The organism is Marinibacterium profundimaris, from assembly GCF_002210095.1.
Lineage (GTDB): Bacteria > Pseudomonadota > Alphaproteobacteria > Rhodobacterales > Rhodobacteraceae > Marinibacterium > Marinibacterium profundimaris.
In genome coordinates this window covers 695,036-711,729 of record NZ_AQQR01000001.1, presented here as the reverse complement: position 1 = coordinate 711,729, position 16,694 = coordinate 695,036, and the positions used below count along the sequence as shown (strand labels likewise).

Sequence of the window (16,694 nt, the reverse complement as noted above, 5' to 3'; positions counted from 1 at the left end):
GCGCGGCGGGCGCCGCGGCCGGACCAGGCGTGGATCTGCGGGGCGCGCTGCATCTCAGGCCTCCGCCACGGCGACGTCGCGGCTCAGCTCCGAAAACCGCTCGGCGCCTTCGGCGGTCAGGTACACGATCTCTTCCAGCCGCAGCCCGAAGCGCCCGTTCAGGTAGATGCCCGGTTCGATGGAAAAGACCATGCCTTCCTCCAGCACCGTGTCGGAAGAGCCGGTCATGTAGGGCGGCTCGTGCACCTCGATGCCCAGGCCGTGGCCGGTGCGGTGCAGGAAGTAATCGCCATAGCCCGCCTGCGCGATGTGGTTGCGCGCGGCCGCGTCGATCTCGCGCGCGGTGACGCCGGGCTTCGCGGCGCGCATGGCGGCCTGCACGGCGCCCTCGACGATGGCGTGGATCTCGTCATAGCCTTCGGGCTTTTCGCCCACCACGCACATGCGGGTGATATCCGACGGCATGCCGTTCAGCCGCGCGCCGATGTCGATGACGATGGCGTCGCCCTTCTGAATGACGGTCTCGCCGGTCTGGTGATGCGGGAAGGCGCCGTTGCCGCCCGTGCCGATGATGCCGAATTCCAGCTTGGCCCCGCCTTCGGCGAAGCGGTCGGTGACGATCTGTTTGACCTGCTTTTCGGTCATGCCCGGCCTGATCGCGGCGAAGGCGGTCTTCATCGCCTCGTCGGCCAGCAGGGCCGAGGCCTTGAGCCGGGCGCGTTCGTCCGCGTCCTTCTTCATCCGCAGACGGCCCAGCGTCGACGGCGTGAAGACATGCCTCGCCCCAGGCAGCCGGTCGAGCAGCGCGAGCGCGAAATCGGCGCGCATCGCCTCGTCCAGCGCCACGACCATGGCGCCTTTGCCCTTCACCGACGCGAGCGTGGCGTCCAGAGCGGCACCGGGGCCTTCGGCATCGGCCCAGCTGTGCATCGGCAGATCGGTGTGCTGGCCGGCGCTGTCGGCCTCCAGCGCGGGCATGCAGAATTCGGCCGCGTCCTGCGTGACCAGCAACAGCAGAAGCCGTTCGTCACCATGCGGCTGGAAGCCCAGCAGCCATTGCATATGCGGGCCGGGTCCAAGCGCCAGAAGCTCGACGCCCTCGGTCTTCATCGCGGCGCGCAGGTCCGCCATCCGGTTTGTGATCACATCGCCGGGCATCATGCCTCTCCTTCGTATCCATAGACGTCGCGGGCGGTCTCTGGGCTGATCAGCCCGTCGCGCAGGTCTGCGGCGACTTTCTCGCGGGGGCGGTCCCTCGGATCTCCGAGACCGCCGCCGTTGCCCGTGACCACACGGATCACGTCGCCCGGTTTCGTCTTCTTGTTCGAGATGAAGGCGAACGCGCTGGCCTCGCCTTCGACGGGCATGAAGCGCACGTAGTTGGAAGAGCCGTCATGCCCGCCATCCAGCCCCCAGGCCGGGAATTTCGACCGCGTGTAGCCGATGGTGACATAGCCGTCTTCGGACCGCGTGCGGTAATCGATCACCACGCCGCGCCCCCCGGTCAGGCAGCCTTCGCCGCCGGGTGCGGTGTTCAGCTCCATCCGGTCGATGATGACGCCGTTGCGGGCCTCGTTTATCTCGGCGGGGCAATTGTAGGTCTCGCCATGGAAGGACGAGAAGATCGCCGAATTGCCGTCGCGCCCGGCGGCCGCGCCCCAGCCACCCACCTGGGGTTCGATGATCGTGTATTGCCGGCCCGTGTCGGGGTGGATGCCGCCGATGAAGGTCCCGCAGACAGAGGCGAAATGCCCCGCGCCCAGGCGGTCGGCCATGTAGGGCGCCAGGCAGCGCCACATGATGTCGTAGGCGCGCAGTTCAAGCTCGTAGTAAAAGCCCATCGCCGCCGGTTCCTGCGCGTCGAAGACCGAGCCCTTGCGGGTCAGCAGTTCGATGGGCCGGAAGCTGCCCGCGTTGGCCAGCCCGCGCGGATCGGTGAGCGACTTGAACAGCATCTGGGCAGAGACCATCACCCCGTCGCGGCAGGAATTGGTCGGCCCCGGGGACTGATCAGGGTTGTCGCGCAGGTCGATGATGAACTTCTCGTCGGTGATCTCGATCTTGACGTTGAAGATCGACCCGTCGTCCTGCTCTTCGTCCAGCTCGTAGCGGCCCTTTGGCAGGTCCGCCAGCGCGGCCAGCGAAACCTTCTCGCCGTGGTCCATGAAATCGGCCAGCGCCTGTTCGAAGGCGTCGACACCGTATTTGTCGGCCAGCTGCGTCAGCCGCCGCGCGCCCACGCGCACCGAGGAAATCGCCGCCCAGACATCGCCTTCCAGCACGTCGGGCATGCGGCTGTTGACCTTCAGGATCTCGAAGACCGAGGCGATGGGCTTGCCGGCCTCGACCAGCTGGATCGCGGGCAGGCGCAGGCCCTCCTGGAAGATCTCGGTTGCCTCGCCGGTGAGAGAGCCGGGGGCCATGCCGCCGACATCGGAATTATGCGCGATGTTCGCGGTCCAGGCGATCAGCCTGCCTTCTGCAAAGACCGGCATGGCGACGATGATGTCGTTGAGATGCGTGACCCCGCCGTAGAAGGGATCGTTGGTGGCAAAGACATCGCCCTCCTTCACCGCATCGGCGGGGAACTTGGCGGCGATGACCTTCACCGCCTTGTCCAGCACGCCGACGAAGGCGGGGATGCCCGCGCCGGACGACGCGATCTCTCCCTTGGCGTCCAGGATCCCGGTGCCCATGTCCAGCACCTCGTAGATGATCGAGGACATGGCGGTTTTCTTCATCGCCACGAACATCTCGTCCGCGGCGGCCTGCAGCGAATTCTGGATGATCTCGCTGGTGATCGGATCAAGCGCCATCAGACGGCCTCCATCTCGGGGGTCTCGGCCGGGACGGTCAGCAGCACGTGCAGGTTGCCCCAGCGGTCCACCTCGACCCGGTTGCCGGGGTGGATGACGATCGTGGTGCCCGGGTCCTCGACGATGGCGGGGCCGTCGAAACGCATACCCGGCAGAAGCTTTTCGCCGTCGTAGATGTCGGCCTCGTGGGTGCCGTCCATCGCGTAATCCACGCGGCGGCGGCCTTTCGAGGCTTCGCTGGCCGGCGCATCGGTCAGCTCGCGTTCCACCGGTTTCAGCTTGCCGACCTCGGCCGAGGCGATGACATGGATGCCGACCATCTCGACCGGGGCGTCCAGGCGGTAGGTGTATTCTTTCTCGTAGGCCTCGTGGAAATCGGCGGCGATCCGCGCCAGCTTGTCCTCGGTGACCGCGCCCTCGATCGGGACTTCGACGGTGTGTTCCTGGTTCTGGTAACGGAACTTGCCGAAGCGCTTCATCGCGACCTTGTCGGCCGCCACGCCCTCGGCGGCGAACTGCTCGCGCGCCTGGGCCTCGGTGGCGGCAAAGCGCGCCTCCAGCCCTTCGGCCGCGCCGTCGCCCATGTCGGCCAGCGCGGTCAGGAAGTAATCACGCCGCAGGTCCGACATCATCATGCCCCAGGCCGAGAAGACCGAGGCGCCGGTGGGGATGACCACCTTCTTCACGCCCAGCTCCTGCGCCAGAGCCACGGCATGCATCGCGCCGCCGCCGCCGAACGCGACCAGCACGAAGTCGCGCGGGTCATGGCCGCGGTTGAGCGAAACAAGCTTCAGCGCGTTGACCATGTTGTTGTTGGCGATCCGGACGATGCCCTGCGCCGCCTGGTCCCGGTCGACGCCGAGGTTGTCGGCGACGTTCTGAAGTGCCGCGCCCGCGGCCTCCATGTCGGCCTCGACCGATCCGCCGCAGAAATAGTCGCGGTTGATCCGGCCCAGCCAGAGGTTGGCATCCGTGGTGGTGGCCTGCGTCCCGCCCTTGCCGTAGGCTGCCGGCCCCGGCATGGCGCCAGCCGATTGCGGGCCCACGTGCAGCTTGCCGAAATCGTCGACCCAGGCGATGGAGCCGCCGCCGTTGCCGATCTCGACCAGGTCCACGACCGGCACCATGATCGGATACCCGGCCGAGGTCCGGTCCCGCTCGATCCAGTAGTCGGTCATGATCTTGACCTCGCCATCCTCGATCAGCGAGCATTTCGCAGTGGTCCCGCCGATGTCGAGCGCCAGCACGTTCGGCTCTCCGATCAGCTTGCCCAGTTCGGCCGCGCCCCAGAAGCCCGAGGCCGGGCCGCTTTCGACCATGGTGATCGGGATGCGCGAGGTGGCGTCCAGCGTGTCGACGCCGCAGTTCGACTGCATCACGTAAAGCTGGCCGTCGAAGCCGCCCTCGGTCAGCCCGCTCTCCAGCCGGCGCAGGTAACGTTCGGCGACAGGCTGCACATAGGCCGACAGCACGGCGGAATTGCCGCGTTCATATTCGCGCCATTCGCGGCTGATCTGGTGCGACCCCACGGCCGAGACCTCGGGCCAGAGGCTGCGGATCTCGGCCAGCACCGCCTCTTCATGGGCCGGGTTGGCATAGGAATGCAGCAGCGAGACGGCCACGGCCTCGACGCCATCGGCCTTGAAGTCCGCGAGGATCTGGTTCAGCCCCGACAGGTCCAGCGGCTGCGTTTCCTCGCCCATGTAACTGATCCGGCCCGGGACCTCCTGGCGCAGGTAGCGGGGGACGAAGGGGCGGGGCTTTTCGTAATGCAGATTGAAGAAATCGGGGCGATTGCCGCGCGCGATTTCCAGCGTGTCGCGGAAGCCCTCCGTGGTGATCAGCCCGACCTTCACGCCCTTGCGTTCGGTCAGGGCGTTGATGACGACCGTGGTGCCATGGGCCATGAAATCGACCGCCGCCGGATCGACGCCGCCCTTTTTCATCACGTTCAGCACGCCCTGTTCGAAATTGGGCGGCGTCGTGTCCGACTTGGCGGTGGTGATGCGGCTTTCGCCGGTGTCGAGATCGGTCTCGAAGCAGACCATGTCAGTGAAGGTGCCTCCGACATCGGTGGCGACGCGGGTGGTTTTGCGGGACATCAGGCCTCTCCTCCATGGGCGAGTTTGCGTTCCATCAGCAGGCACAGCGCGCCCGGCGCGACCAGCCGTGCGGCGTGAGCGACGCGATCGGGCGTGTAGTGATGCGCGAGATCGAGACAGTTGAGCGTTCCCAGCACCTCGCCGCCGAAGACGACGGGCAGGTTCAGGCAGCTTTCGCAGCCCAGGCTGACGATCAGCTCGTGGTCCGGGAAATAGTCGCGGAAATCGTCCGGAACGTGGGCGACGAAGGGCTCGTGCCGGTCCAGCACCCGCGCGCCCCAGTCGGTGGGCTGCATCGGCTTGGTGCCGCCGGGCGGATATTCCACCGGCATGTTCGACCAGCGCCGGCTGGCCAGCCGGGTTTCGGGGTCGAAGGTCATCACGGTGAAGAGCTTGGCGCCGATCTCTTGCTGCGTCAGCTCGCACAGGGCTGCGAACATGGCGTTCAGATCGTCGCCGGCGGCGGCTTTGGCAAAGGTGGTCCAGGCGGTCATTGCTCTTCCTCGGCGGCTTTCATCAGGGCTGTTTCATGTCCGGCATGGCTGCCGGGGATGTCTTCGGCGGCAGCGATCCGGTCGCCGAAGACATCCATCGTGCAGACGTGCAGGATCGCCGTTTCTCTGTCGGTGTGGTTCCAGGTGGAATGCAGCCGCCGCGATGAGAAATGCAGGCTGTCGCCGGCCTCCAGCTCGAACCGTTCGCCTTCCAGTTCCACGGTCAGGGCGCCGTCGAGCACGAAGAAGATCTCCTCGCCCTCGTGGCTTTGCGGCTCGCTCCGGTAGCCCGGCGCCTCGCGCATGATGACGCTGTTGAGCACCGAGCCGGGGAAGGTGGTCGAGATCCGCTCGTAGGCCAGGGCCGGGTCGCTGTCCTGACGGAGCGACAGCTTCGGCCGCGCGTCGCGGCGCGTGGCCTCGGGCGCGGGGCCAGTGCCGGGCAGCACGTCCTGCACCGCGATCCCGAGAACCGCGCAGATCCTGTGCAGCGAGGTCAGCGAGGGCACCGCGATATCGCGTTCCGCCTGGCTCATGAAGCCGGTGGACAGGCCGGCGCGCTCGGCCACCTCCTGCAGGGTCAGCTTCAGCGCCCGCCGACGGGCGCGCAGCTTGGCCCCGATGGCGGGCTTGCCGTCGCCAGGGCCTGTGTCTGATTTCGGTTCGCCTGCCACGTCTGCTTCCGTCTGTTTTTAAGTAATACTAAAATTCTGACCCATATCGCCCGGTGAGGTCAAGGGGGGGCCACGCCCTCAGGCGGCTTTCTCTTTCCGCGCGCTCAGGTCATAGGTGGCCTCGGCCGCCTCGCGAGAGATTAGCCCAAGCCGCAGGTCGCGCTCCACCTGGCTGACCGGGCGCTCCTGCGCCGGGCCAAAGCCGCTGCCGGCGGACAGGATCAGCTCCACCTCGTCGTCGAGGGTGGCGAGCGGGAAGATCCCGCCGGTGCCGCAGTCGGTGACCGTGCCGCCCCGGGTGATCGTCGCCCGCGCGCTCAGCCCCGCGGCGCCGCCATGCAGCCCGCTCACGGGCAGGTCCACGCCCTCGGGCGCCACCTGGCAGGTCATCTCTCCGCCCGCGTCGCGCCGCCGCACACGGATCCGCGTCGCCGGCCCGCCGCGCGCCGCGCCGGGCCCGCCGCTGTCGGTGACAAAGCCCTTCTCCTGCACCACGATCGGCAGCCGCTGTTCCAGCAGCTCCAGCGAAGACGACGCCGCCGAGGTCGGCCACAGCAGCGCGCCGCGTCCGTCCAGCCCCTGGCCAGCGCCCTGTCCGCCGCCCATCAGAAGCATCTCGGAATAGGGTTTGCCCTCGGCATCCGTGCCCCAGAAGGTCAGCACGCTGGGCAGGCCCGAATAGGCCCGCACCGCGCCGGGCACGGTTTCCGCCATGGCGCGGAAGATGTTGGGCGAGGCATACCAGCCGGTCCGCGTGCGCAAGCTGACCGGGGCGGGGTGGGTGCAGTTCAGGATCGATGCCTCGGGCGCCTTCACCGTGAAGGCGCGGTAGCAGCCCGCGTTGCCGCGCACGCCCGGGGTCAGCATGCATTTCAGCGGATAGGTCGCATGCGCCTCGGTGTAGCTCAGGGTGCAGTTGATGCCGCCCCGGGGAACCTGCGGGGGGGCGCCGTCGAAATCCACCTCGATCCTGTCGCCCGAGACGGTCAGCGCCATCGGCAGCGTCATCCGCTCGCCCAGCGGGTTGAATTCCACCGTCGAGCGATAGGTGCCGTCGGGCAGGGCGGTGATCGCGGCGCGCATCGCGGTTTCGGATCTGTCCTGCAGCACGGCGGCCAGCCCGCGCAGGTCGCGCAGCCCGTATTCCGACAGGAACCGCCGCACCTGGGCCGCGCCCCGCGCATTGGCCGTGACCAGGGACCGCACGTCGCCCAGCACCTGGTTCGGCTCGCGCACGTTGTGGAACATCAGGCGGAAAATGTCCTCGTTCTCCTCGCCGCCGCGCAGCAGGCGCATGGGTGGGATCTGCAGCCCTTCCTCGAAGACCTCTGTGGCCGCCAGCCCGCTGCGCAGTCCGCCGATGTCGGCCACGTGGCCCACCGTGGCGGCCAGAGCCACCACGCGCCCCTCGGAGAAGACCGGCGTGACCACGGCGATGTCGAACAGGTGGCCCGCGCATTCCCAGGGATCGTTGGTGACATAGACGTCGCCCTCCTGCATCTGCTCGGCCGGGTAGGTCTTCAGGATATGGCGCACCGCGCGAGGCAGGGTGATGTTGAAGACCGGCATGACGCGGGCCGAATGGGCGATGGTCTCGCCCGTCGGATCGAGAAGCGCGCAGCCGAAATCCTGGCTTTCCGAGATGATCAGCGAAAACGCCGTGCGGCAGACGGTCTGCCACATGTCCTCGGTCACGGTGACCAGGCGGGCCCACATGATCTCCAGCGCGATCGGATCGGCCTCCAGCCGGGCCCTGGCCTCGGCCAGCGGCAGGTCGCCGGTGACCTTCACGTCCGTCTCGGCGTCGAGGCCGATGGTGATGCGCAGGTTGCCGGCCGCGTCCAGCGCGGCGCGGTCGCCCTTGGGGATCAGCGTTGTCGATTCCGGCTCTTCGATGATCGCGGGGCCGGCAATCTCCTGTCCCACGGCCAGCTCGGCGCGCAGGTGGATCGTCGCCGTCTCCCAGACGTCGCCGGTCCAGACCTGGCGGGTGGCGGGCGCGGCGGTGGATGCCGTGTCGCCTGCCTTGCCCACGGCCAGCCGCGGGGCCGGACCGCGCGCGCGCAGCCGCAGCGAGAGGACCTCGAGCGGCGCATCGGCCGGGCGGCGGGAATAGCGGTCGAGATAGACGGTTTCGAACCCGGCGCGCAGAGTGGGCTCCGCCGAGGCATCCAGCACGCCGGAGGGCAGGGGCACCGCCACCACGTGCAGCTGACCCTTCAGCCGCATGTCGAGCGTGATCTCGAAGCTGGCCTCGGTGTCCGAAACCCCGGCGGCCGTCAGCTCCGCCATCGCTTCGGCGCGCATCTCGGCGGCCAGCGCCTCGATCCCGCCCGAAAGCGCCTCGTCGATCTGCATGGGCCGTGACCGGACCAGGTCCACCGCCAGGGGCGCCGACAGGAAGCCAAGGGCCGAGGCCGCGCCGGAGGCGGGCGGGATGATGACCTCGCCCACGCCGAGGATCCGCGCGACACGGGCGGCAAAGGCCGGGCCGGCGCCGCCGAAGCCGATCATGGCATAGCGGCGCGGGTCGCGGCCCTTCTCGACCATGTGGATCTGCGCCGCCGAGGCCATGGATTCCGCCACCGTCTGGTGGATGCCCCAGGCCGCCTCGACCGGGCTGAGGCCCAGCGGTTCGGCGATCCGGCCCATCGCGGCTTCGGCCGCCGGACGGTCCAGCGCCATCTTGCCGCCCAGAAAACGGTCGGGGTCGTAATAGCCCAGCAGGACGGAGGCGTCGGTCACCGTGGGGTCCAAGCCGCCGCGCCCGTAGCAGGCGGGGCCGGGGGCCGCTCCGGCGCTGCGCGGCCCGACCTTCAGCAGGCCGACCGCGTCGATGGCGGCGATGGATCCGCCGCCGGCGCCGATCTCGATCATGTCCACCGTGGGCGCGCGCACTGGCAGGCCGGAGCCGTTCTTGAACCGATGCTCGCGGCCCGCTTCCAGCACCGGCGCGATATGCGGCGCGCCGCCCTCGATCAGGCAGGCCTTGGCCGTGGTCCCGCCCATGTCGAAGCTGAGGACGTCCGACAGCCCGGCCGCCCGCGCGAACCACGCCGTGGCCAGCGCGCCGCCGGCGGGGCCGCTTTCAAGCAGCCGGATCGGCAGGGCGCGCGCCGTCTCGACCGGGACCAGCCCCCCGGCGGAGGTCATCAGCCGCAGCGCCCCGGCAAAGCCCTTCTCGGCCAGCACACGTTCCAGCCGGGCGAGGTACTCCGCCATCAGCGGCTGCACGAAGGCATTGGCGCAGGTGGTCACGAAGCGCGGATATTCGGAAATCTCGCCCACCACGGCGGAGGAGACGGAGACGGCCAGCTCCGGATGGGCCGCCTTCACGATCTCGGCCGCGCGCAGCTCGTGCGCGGGGTTGCGATAGGAATGCACGAAGCAGATCGCGATCGCATCGCAGCCCTCGGCCACCAGCGCGTCCAGCTCGGCGCGCAGCCCGGCTTCGTCCAGCGGCGTCACCTCGCGTCCCAGCGCGTCGATCCGGCCCGCCACCTCCCGGCGCAGGTCGCGGCTGACCAGCGGCTCGGGAAAGGCGAGGTCGAGGTCGTAGATGTCGTAGCGCTGCTCGTTCCCGATCTCGAGCGTGTCGCGGAACCCGGTGGTTGTCAGAAGGCCGACGCGGGCGCCGTGGCGTTCGATCACCGCATTGGTGACCAGCGTGGTGCCGTGGACGATCTCGTCCAGGTCGGACATCTGCAGGCCTTCGCGGTCCAGCAGATCGGTCAACCCGCCCAGAGCCCCGCGCGAGGGGTCGTCGGGCGTGGTCAGCGTCTTGTGCAGGGCGGAAAAGCCGGTCTCCGGCGCGCTCAGGAACAGATCGGTGAAGGTTCCGCCGATGTCGATGCCAACCCTGTATCCCGCCATGTCATCCCCGCCTGTCGTGATGTCGCCATGAAAATGTTACCTATACTATAATTTAGTATTACTTCAATTTTGCAAGCAGGTCGGACCGCCGGCCGCGAAGAAGACCGGCAAGGGATTGTTTTTCAGAGAACATTTCTCCTTCGATACTTGTTTCCCCGGCGGGAACGGGCTGTGAAGTCGGCCCAGGACCCGGGCCCCTGCCCAAATCGGACCCAACCGGGTGATTCCCCGGCCGGGGTGTCAAAGCGCGGCGCCCCTGATACGGTCCGCCCAAAGCGGCGCGCCGGTCTGGCCGGGGCGCCAGGACCCGAAAGGCAGGCGCGTGCGGATCGCGACGTTCAACATCCAGAACATGCGCCTGCGCCATCCCGACGGGCAGCCGCGCCTCGACGGGGCCGAAGACGGGCCCGAGGCGTCGGATCACGCGCCGGCGGCCGCGCAACTCAACCGCATGGATCGCCGCCTGGCCGCCGTGCTGCTGCGCGAGATCGACGCCGACGTGGTGGCCCTGCAGGAGGTGTTCGACCAGGACACGCTGGACCATTTCCACGACCGCTATCTTCTGGCCGACGGGGTCCGCCCCTATCCGCACCGCATCTGCCTGCCCGGCAACGACGGGCGCGGCCTTGACGTGGCGGTGATGTCACGCCGGCCGCTGGACGAGGTGCACAGCCATGCCGATGTCACCCTGCGCGACCTCGACCTGAGCGGAGAGAAGCCCGACGCGCCCGCCCTGCGCCGCGATTGCCTGCTGGTGACAACCGGGGGGCTGACGCTGGTGATCTGCCATTTCAAGGCGCCCTGGCCGGACCCCGTTGCCGCCTGGACCACGCGCCGGCAGGAGGCGCAGGTGGTGCGCCGGCTGATCGAGCGGCGCTTTCCCGGGGGAGAGGGCCACTGGCTGATCCTGGGCGATCTCAACGAACCCGACCCCGAGGGCGAGGCCGCCGCCATAGCGCCCTTGCTGGCCCCGTTCAGCGTGGATCTGCTGACCCGTCTACCGCCGCGCGAGCGCTGGACCTATTTCGCGCCGGAACTGGGCCGCGTCTCGCGCCCCGATGCGATGCTGGCCTCGCCCGCGCTGGCGCGCCGCTTTCCGCGCGCGCGCCCGCAGGTGCTGCGCAAGGGCATGGGGCACGAGATCACGCCGGTGAAGGCAGAGCGCCTCGGCCCCGTCGGCTGGCACCGGCCCCATGCCAGCGACCATGCCGCGCTCTGGGTGGCGTTCGACGGTCTGTGACCGGTGGCGCGACCCGGGCTTGAGCCTCGCGTCCCGGGCGCCTAGCCTCTGCCGCAAAAGACCCCAGGAGGCCGCCATGCCCACAGACCGTCCCCAGCCCCTGTCCGATGCCGACTGGCCCGAGGCAGCGCGCGCGCTGCGCGAGGGCTTTGCCGGGCAGCTGAACGTCTATCGCGTCATGGCGCATCACCCCGGGCTGCTGAACGCCTGGGCCCCGCTGCGCGCCCATGTGGTGAAGAACAGCGCCCTGGGCCCCGACCGCAGCGAGGTGGTGATCCTGCGCACGGCCCACCGGTTCGGTTCGGATTACGAATGGGCGCACCATGTCTCACGCGCGCGCAAGCTGGGGTTCCCGGACGCCCGCATTGCCGCCTTGCGGGGCATGCCCGAGGGCGAGGACGGGCTGATCGCGCGGGCCGTGGATGCGCTGATCGACGACAGGCGTCTGTCGCCCGAGCTGGATGCAGAGCTGGCGGCGGCGCTGGGGCGCAAGGGCGTCTTCGACCTGATCGCGACGGTCGGGTTCTATTCCGTGCTGGGCTACATCCTGATGAGCTTCGACACCCCCGTCGACGACGCGATCGCGGCCGAGATGAAGACCAACCCGCTGGATCCCGTGACCTGAGCCGACCCCCGCGAACCGAGCCCTGACCCCAGGACGCAAAGACACATGACACGCAGCTACCATGGCGGCCGCATTTTCGACGGCACGCAGCTTCACGACGGCGCGACACTCAGGCTGGAAGACGACCTGATCGCGGGGATATCCACCGCGCCGCCGCCCGCCACGTCGACCGACCTGGGCGGAGACATCCTTTGCCCCGGTTACGTCGACCTGCAGGTCAATGGCGGCGACGGGGTGATGCTGGGCGATGCCGTGTCGGTCGGGGGGCTGCGGCGCATCGCGGGGGCGCATCGGCGGCTGGGCGCGACGACGATCCTGCCGACGCTGATCACCGACCGGCCCGAGGCCACGCGCGGCGCCATCGCCGCCGTGACCGACGCCGTGCAGCAGGGTACGCCCGGCATCGGCGGTCTGCACCTCGAAGGCCCGCACCTGTCGCTGCCGCGCAAGGGCGCCCATGACGCCGCGCTGATCCGTGAGATGACGGCGGAGGACCTGGCGCTTCTCTGTGACGCCGCGCGGACCCTGCCGGTGCTGCTGATCACGCTGGCGCCCGAAAGCACCACGCCCGATCAGGTCGCCGCGCTGACGCGGGCCGGGGCGCTGGTCAGCCTTGGCCACACGGATGCGGATTACGAGACCTGCCTCGCCTGGCATCGCGCCGGCGCGCGCGGGGTGACGCACCTGTTCAACGCGATGAGCCAGCTGGGCAGCCGGGCGCCGGGGCTGGTGGGGGCGACGTTGCACTGCCCCGGGCTGACCGCCGGGCTGATCGCCGACGGGGTGCATGTGCATCCCGCCACGATCCGCGCGGCTCTGGCGGCCAAGGCGGGGACGGACGGGATCTTCCTGGTCAGCGACGCCATGGCGGTTGCGGGAACGGACCTGGCGGACTTCACCCTGGGGGGCCGCATGATCCACCGCGCCGGCGGGCGGCTGGAGCTGGAGAACGGCACGCTGGCGGGGGCGGATCTTGACCTGACGCGGGCGGTCACGGTGCTGGTGCGCGACTGCGGCGTGCCGCTGGACCGGGCGCTGGCCATGGCCACGCGGGTGCCGGCGGAATTTGCCGGGATCGGCGGGGCCGGGCGACTTGACCCGGGCAGCACCGCGCCGATCCTGCGCCTGCGCGAAACGCCGGAGGGCCTGCGCCTGATCGAGGTGATCGACCCGGCGGGCTAAGCGCCGCCGGGTCCGGGGCTTACGGCGCCTCCGGCACGATCAGGTCCGCGACCGGGCCGTCCAGGTGCAGCCTGGCGCCGGTCACCGCCTGCAGATCCTCAAGCGCGAGGCCCGCCAGCTTTTCGCGCAGCACGAAACGGCCATCCTCGATGTCCACCACGGCAAGCGAGGTATAGACCCGCGTCACGCAGCCGACGCCGGTCAGCGGGAAGGTGCAGGCCTCCACCAGCTTGGGCTGGCCGTCCTTGGTGACATGATCGGTGATCACCGCCACGCGGCCCGCGCCATGCACCAGGTCCATCGCGCCGCCGACCGCCGGCACGCCCTTTGTCCCCACGCGCCAGTTGGCGAGGTCGCCGTTCTGCGCCACCTGGTAGGCGCCTAGGATCGCCACATCCAGATGCCCGCCGCGCACCATGGCGAAGCTGTCGGCATGGTGGAAGAAGGCCGCGCCGGGCTTCAGCGTGATCGGCTTCTTGCCGGCGTTGATCAGGTCCCAGTCCTCCTCGCCCTCGGCCGGGGCGGGGCCGAAGCCCAGCACGCCGTTTTCGGTGTGGTAGACCGGGGTCCGCCCCTCGGGCGCGTATTGCGCCACCATCTCGGGGAAGCCGATGCCGAGGTTCACGTAGGCGCCGTCGTCGATGTCCTGCGCCGCGCGCCAGGCAATCTGTGCGTTGGTCAGCTTGTCCATGCTCAATACTCCACCCCGTCGCGCACCAACTGCTCTTCCTGCTGCGGTGCGGGCACTTCCACCACGGCATCGACGAAGATGCTGGGCGTGATCACACTTTCCGGTTCGATCCCGCCGGTCTCGACCAGCTGGCGGACCTGGGCGATGGTCGTGGCCGCGGCCATGCACATCAGCGGGTTGAAGTTGCGGCCCGCAAGCCGGTAGGTCAGGTTGCCCATCGGATCGCCCAGCTCGCCCTTGACCAGGGCAAAATCTGCCTTCAGCCAGCGTTCCTGCACGTAAGACGTCCCGTCGAACTCGGCGACCGGCTTGCCCTCGGCCAGCTCGGTGCCATAGCTCGTGGGCGTGTAGAAGGCCGGGATGCCGGCGCCGGCGGCGCGGATGCGCTCGGCCAGCGTGCCCTGCGGCACCAGCTCCAGCGCGATCTCGCCCGCTAGGTAAGCGGTGTTGAATGCCTCGGCATTGGACGAGCGCGGGAAGGAACAGATCATCTTCGCGATCATGCCCGCCTTGATCATCGCCGCGATGCCGATGCCGCCGTTGCCGGCATTGTTGTTGATCACCGTCAGCCGCGCCGGGCTGCCGGTGGCACGGTAGCGGTCGATCATCGCGTGGATCAGCTCGATCGGGGCGCCGGAGCCGCCGAACCCGCCGATCATCACCGTGGCGCCGTCCGGAATGCCGGCGACCGCCTCGGCCGTGGACGCAATCCTCTTGTCCATGTTGTCCTCCCTTTCCGATGCCTGGAATACCGCCTGGCCGGCTCAACAGACAGCGCTTTCTGAGGTGCGCCCCGGGATCCTGCCCGGTCAGTCCGGATAGGCCTCTGCCAGCTGCTTGCGGATGTCCTCTACAAACCGGGAGGCGGCCACCGACAGGTTGCGCCCGTGTTTCTTGCCCAGCAGCAGCTGCCCGCCCGGCACGTCGCGCGCATCTATGGGACGGCTGACGATCTCTCCGGTTCCGCCCGGATCGGGCGCGCCGATCTGGATCTGGAAGGTGACCGCATCCGTCGCCGCCACGTGGGCCTTGAGATATTCGAAGGAATTCGTCTCGAGCACCGGCGCGCGAGCGAAGGTCTTGTCGTACAGGGACCGCTCCAGCAGGGTTCGCCCCCCAAAGCCCCGGTTGGCCGCGATCACGGGGTAGTCGTAGCATTGCCACAGCCGCAGGCTGTCGTGCCGGGCCAGCGGATGATCCCGCGCCATCACCGCCGCCAGCGTCTGCGGCACGGCGAGGATGACCTCGTATTCCGGCACGCCCCCGTCCGAGAAGACCAGCACCGCGTCCACCGTGAAATCCTCGAGCGCCAGGGCCGCGGCACGGTGTTCCAGCACCTGCACGTCAAAGGTCACGCGGGGGAATTCGGCCTGGTAGGCGCTGATCCGGGCGGGCAGGAAATAGGGCACCAGCGCCTGGCTGCACCCAAGGCTGACATGCCCGCGCCGGTTGCCCGACAGGTCGGCGATGCGCGAGCGCAGGCGCACGGTCTCGGCCATGGTCTCGCGCACGTGCTGGATCACCAGCTCCCCGGCCGCGTTCAGCCGCACGCCGCCCGGGGATCGGTCGAAGATCTGGTAGCCCAGTTCCTCCTCGTAGGCCTGCAGCCGGCGCTGCACGGCCGAGGGCGTCTGCGCCATCTGTTCGGCCGCCGACCGGATCGATCCGGTGCGCGCAATCGCGTCGATCAGGCGGAAGGTGGTGAGGTGTTTCATCCGGTCAGATTAGACAGGTGGTGCATTTCAAGCAACGCCATGCGGAAAAATCAGCACAAGACAGCAACACACCCGCTTGCGAAGGTACGTCACAGCGGGCCCGCGCCCCGAGTCGTCCTCTTCCTCGGCCGGGTCACGTTTCCTCGCCAAAGTCCCCCGCGTGCCCCGTGCAAGCACGCGGGGGCACCGCCCAGAGCGCGCAGACGCATCCAGTCCGACCGGAGAGATCCCATGAGAGACCCCAAGTCCCTGACCCGCCGCAATTTCAACAAGGCCCTGCTGGCCGGTGCCGCCACGACGCTTGCCGCCCCGGCCATCGGCCAGGGCAAGACCAAGCTTCGCATGATCCTGAACTGGACCTACCAGGGTCCGCAGGCGTGGTTCTTCCTGGCGCAGGACAAGGGCTATTTCGACCAGGCCGGGATCGAGATGGTGATGGACCAGGGCAACGGGTCCGGCGCGGCGGTGGGGCAGGTGGCCTCGGGCGCCTATGACGTGGGCTTCGGCGATGTGAACGCGCTGATCCGGCTCGCGGGCACCAACCCGGAGGAGGCGCCGCTTTGCGTCTACCAGATGTACAACAAGCCGCCCTTCACGGTCGCCGTGCTGCAAAGCTCCGACATCATGTCGGCCGAGGATCTCGAGGGTCGCAAGCTGGGCGGGGCCGCCAATGACGGCGCGCTGAAACTGTTCCCGGCCTTCGCCAACGTGGCCGGCATCGACACCAGCGGCATCGAGATCCTGAACTTCAAATCCAACCTGCGTGAGCAGATGCTGAAATCCGAACAGGTCGAGGGCGTCTTCGGCTACGTCAACACGATCCGGTTCTCGGCGAAGCTGTCGGGCATGAACCCCGAGGAGGAGATCCGCTTCATCTCCTACGGCGATTACGGCATGGATCTCTATTCCAACGGGATCATCGTGCCCAAATCGATGGCCGAGACCGACTCGGAGCTGGTCAAGGGCATGAACTGGGCGATCAACGAGGGCGTGAAGGATGCCATCGCCGACCTGGATGCCGCCGTCGCATCGGTCGCCGAGCGCGAGCCGCTGATCAACAAGACGGTCGAGAAGGAGCGCCTGGTCGCGACCCTGCAGGACGAGATGAACCACCCCGAGGTGGCCGAACACGGGCTGGGCGCGGTCGACCCCGAACGCTTCAAGACCGCCATCGACATCGTGGTCGAGGCCAACGACCTGCCGCGCACGCCGGAGCCGTCGGAGATCTATACCGACGCCTTCCTGCCCGCGCCCGAAGACCGGATCTACAAGCTGCTCTGAC

Annotated in this window: 13 protein-coding genes; 4 read left to right on the top strand and 9 right to left on the bottom strand. The window is 68.7% G+C overall.

The window, feature by feature from the left end:
• Positions 1-54 precede the first annotated feature (54 nt).
• The 6 genes from ATO3_RS03415 to ATO3_RS03390 all read right to left on the bottom strand — a co-directional run bounded on the left by ATO3_RS03415 (position 55) and on the right by ATO3_RS03390 (position 9,959).
• Complete coding sequence (locus ATO3_RS03415; protein WP_233152012.1) at positions 55-1,161, bottom strand: M24 family metallopeptidase; 1,107 nt, start codon at positions 1,159-1,161, stop codon at positions 55-57.
• On the bottom strand, positions 1,158-2,816 hold the full coding sequence (locus ATO3_RS03410) for a hydantoinase B/oxoprolinase family protein (protein ID WP_088648374.1): 1,659 nt from the start codon (positions 2,814-2,816) through the stop codon (positions 1,158-1,160). Before ATO3_RS03410 ends, ATO3_RS03415 begins: the two co-directional genes overlap by 4 nt.
• On the bottom strand, positions 2,816-4,918 hold the full coding sequence (locus ATO3_RS03405) for a hydantoinase/oxoprolinase family protein (RefSeq protein WP_088648373.1): 2,103 nt from the start codon (positions 4,916-4,918) through the stop codon (positions 2,816-2,818). Before ATO3_RS03405 ends, ATO3_RS03410 begins: the two co-directional genes overlap by 1 nt.
• Positions 4,918-5,412 carry a GAF domain-containing protein gene (locus ATO3_RS03400; protein WP_088648372.1) on the bottom strand — a complete coding sequence of 165 codons (495 nt, stop codon included), beginning with the start codon at positions 5,410-5,412 and terminating at the stop codon, positions 4,918-4,920. The genes ATO3_RS03405 and ATO3_RS03400 overlap by 1 nt, the downstream gene beginning before the upstream one ends.
• Positions 5,409-6,086 (bottom strand): helix-turn-helix domain-containing protein, encoded by a 678-nt coding sequence (locus ATO3_RS03395; protein ID WP_088648371.1) that lies wholly within the window; start codon positions 6,084-6,086, stop codon positions 5,409-5,411. The genes ATO3_RS03400 and ATO3_RS03395 overlap by 4 nt, the downstream gene beginning before the upstream one ends.
• Before the next feature lie 78 nt (positions 6,087-6,164).
• The gene (locus ATO3_RS03390; protein WP_088648370.1) at positions 6,165-9,959 is read right to left on the bottom strand and encodes a hydantoinase B/oxoprolinase family protein; all 3,795 of its coding nucleotides are present in this window, start codon (positions 9,957-9,959) and stop codon (positions 6,165-6,167) included.
• A 322-nt stretch (positions 9,960-10,281) separates the two neighbouring features.
• On the opposite strand from ATO3_RS03390, the gene ATO3_RS03385 reads away from it, so the two are divergent.
• From ATO3_RS03385 to nagA, 3 genes are all read left to right on the top strand, one after another.
• On the top strand, positions 10,282-11,199 hold the full coding sequence (locus ATO3_RS03385; protein WP_088648369.1) for an endonuclease/exonuclease/phosphatase family protein: 918 nt from the start codon (positions 10,282-10,284) through the stop codon (positions 11,197-11,199).
• Positions 11,200-11,275: 76 nt separating this feature from the next.
• The gene (locus ATO3_RS03380; protein ID WP_088648368.1) at positions 11,276-11,824 is read left to right on the top strand and encodes a carboxymuconolactone decarboxylase family protein; all 549 of its coding nucleotides are present in this window, start codon (positions 11,276-11,278) and stop codon (positions 11,822-11,824) included.
• Between the two features lie 45 nt (positions 11,825-11,869).
• A complete protein-coding gene (gene nagA / locus ATO3_RS03375) occupies positions 11,870-13,006 on the top strand; it encodes an N-acetylglucosamine-6-phosphate deacetylase (protein WP_088648367.1) in 1,137 nt (378 codons plus the stop codon).
• A gap of 19 nt (positions 13,007-13,025) precedes the next feature.
• Here nagA and ATO3_RS03370 read toward each other — a convergent pair whose 3' ends face one another.
• The 3 genes from ATO3_RS03370 to ATO3_RS03360 all read right to left on the bottom strand — a co-directional run bounded on the left by ATO3_RS03370 (position 13,026) and on the right by ATO3_RS03360 (position 15,412).
• Positions 13,026-13,697, bottom strand: coding sequence for a 3-oxoacid CoA-transferase subunit B (locus tag ATO3_RS03370; RefSeq protein ID WP_088648366.1), 672 nt, complete (start codon positions 13,695-13,697; stop codon positions 13,026-13,028).
• Between the two features lie 2 nt (positions 13,698-13,699).
• On the bottom strand, positions 13,700-14,419 hold the full coding sequence (locus ATO3_RS03365) for a 3-oxoacid CoA-transferase subunit A (protein WP_088648365.1): 720 nt from the start codon (positions 14,417-14,419) through the stop codon (positions 13,700-13,702).
• Positions 14,420-14,506: 87 nt separating this feature from the next.
• Entirely contained in the window at positions 14,507-15,412 is a 906-nt protein-coding gene (locus ATO3_RS03360; RefSeq protein ID WP_088648364.1) for a LysR family transcriptional regulator, read from the bottom strand.
• 231 nt (positions 15,413-15,643) lie between these two features.
• Here ATO3_RS03360 and ATO3_RS03355 point away from each other — a divergent pair, with 231 nt between their 5' ends.
• Entirely contained in the window at positions 15,644-16,693 is a 1,050-nt protein-coding gene (locus ATO3_RS03355) for an ABC transporter substrate-binding protein (protein WP_088648363.1), read from the top strand.
• The last annotated feature ends 1 nt before the right edge of the window (position 16,694 follow it).

What these genes read in the sequence shown, in the direction of transcription:
- ATO3_RS03370 (WP_088648366.1), bottom strand. Translation starts at nt 13,697, where the DNA reads ATGGACAAGCTGACCAACGCACAGATTGCCTGGCGCGCGGCGCAGGAC.
- ATO3_RS03380 (WP_088648368.1), top strand. Translation starts at nt 11,276, where the DNA reads ATGCCCACAGACCGTCCCCAGCCCCTGTCCGATGCCGACTGGCCCGAG.
- ATO3_RS03390 (WP_088648370.1), bottom strand. Translation starts at nt 9,959, where the DNA reads ATGGCGGGATACAGGGTTGGCATCGACATCGGCGGAACCTTCACCGAT.
- ATO3_RS03415 (WP_233152012.1), bottom strand. Translation starts at nt 1,161, where the DNA reads ATGATGCCCGGCGATGTGATCACAAACCGGATGGCGGACCTGCGCGCC.
- ATO3_RS03405 (WP_088648373.1), bottom strand. Translation starts at nt 4,918, where the DNA reads ATGTCCCGCAAAACCACCCGCGTCGCCACCGATGTCGGAGGCACCTTC.
- ATO3_RS03365 (WP_088648365.1), bottom strand. Translation starts at nt 14,419, where the DNA reads ATGGACAAGAGGATTGCGTCCACGGCCGAGGCGGTCGCCGGCATTCCG.
- ATO3_RS03410 (WP_088648374.1), bottom strand. Translation starts at nt 2,816, where the DNA reads ATGGCGCTTGATCCGATCACCAGCGAGATCATCCAGAATTCGCTGCAG.
- ATO3_RS03355 (WP_088648363.1), top strand. Translation starts at nt 15,644, where the DNA reads ATGAGAGACCCCAAGTCCCTGACCCGCCGCAATTTCAACAAGGCCCTG.
- ATO3_RS03400 (WP_088648372.1), bottom strand. Translation starts at nt 5,412, where the DNA reads ATGACCGCCTGGACCACCTTTGCCAAAGCCGCCGCCGGCGACGATCTG.
- nagA (WP_088648367.1), top strand. Translation starts at nt 11,870, where the DNA reads ATGACACGCAGCTACCATGGCGGCCGCATTTTCGACGGCACGCAGCTT.
- ATO3_RS03360 (WP_088648364.1), bottom strand. Translation starts at nt 15,412, where the DNA reads ATGAAACACCTCACCACCTTCCGCCTGATCGACGCGATTGCGCGCACC.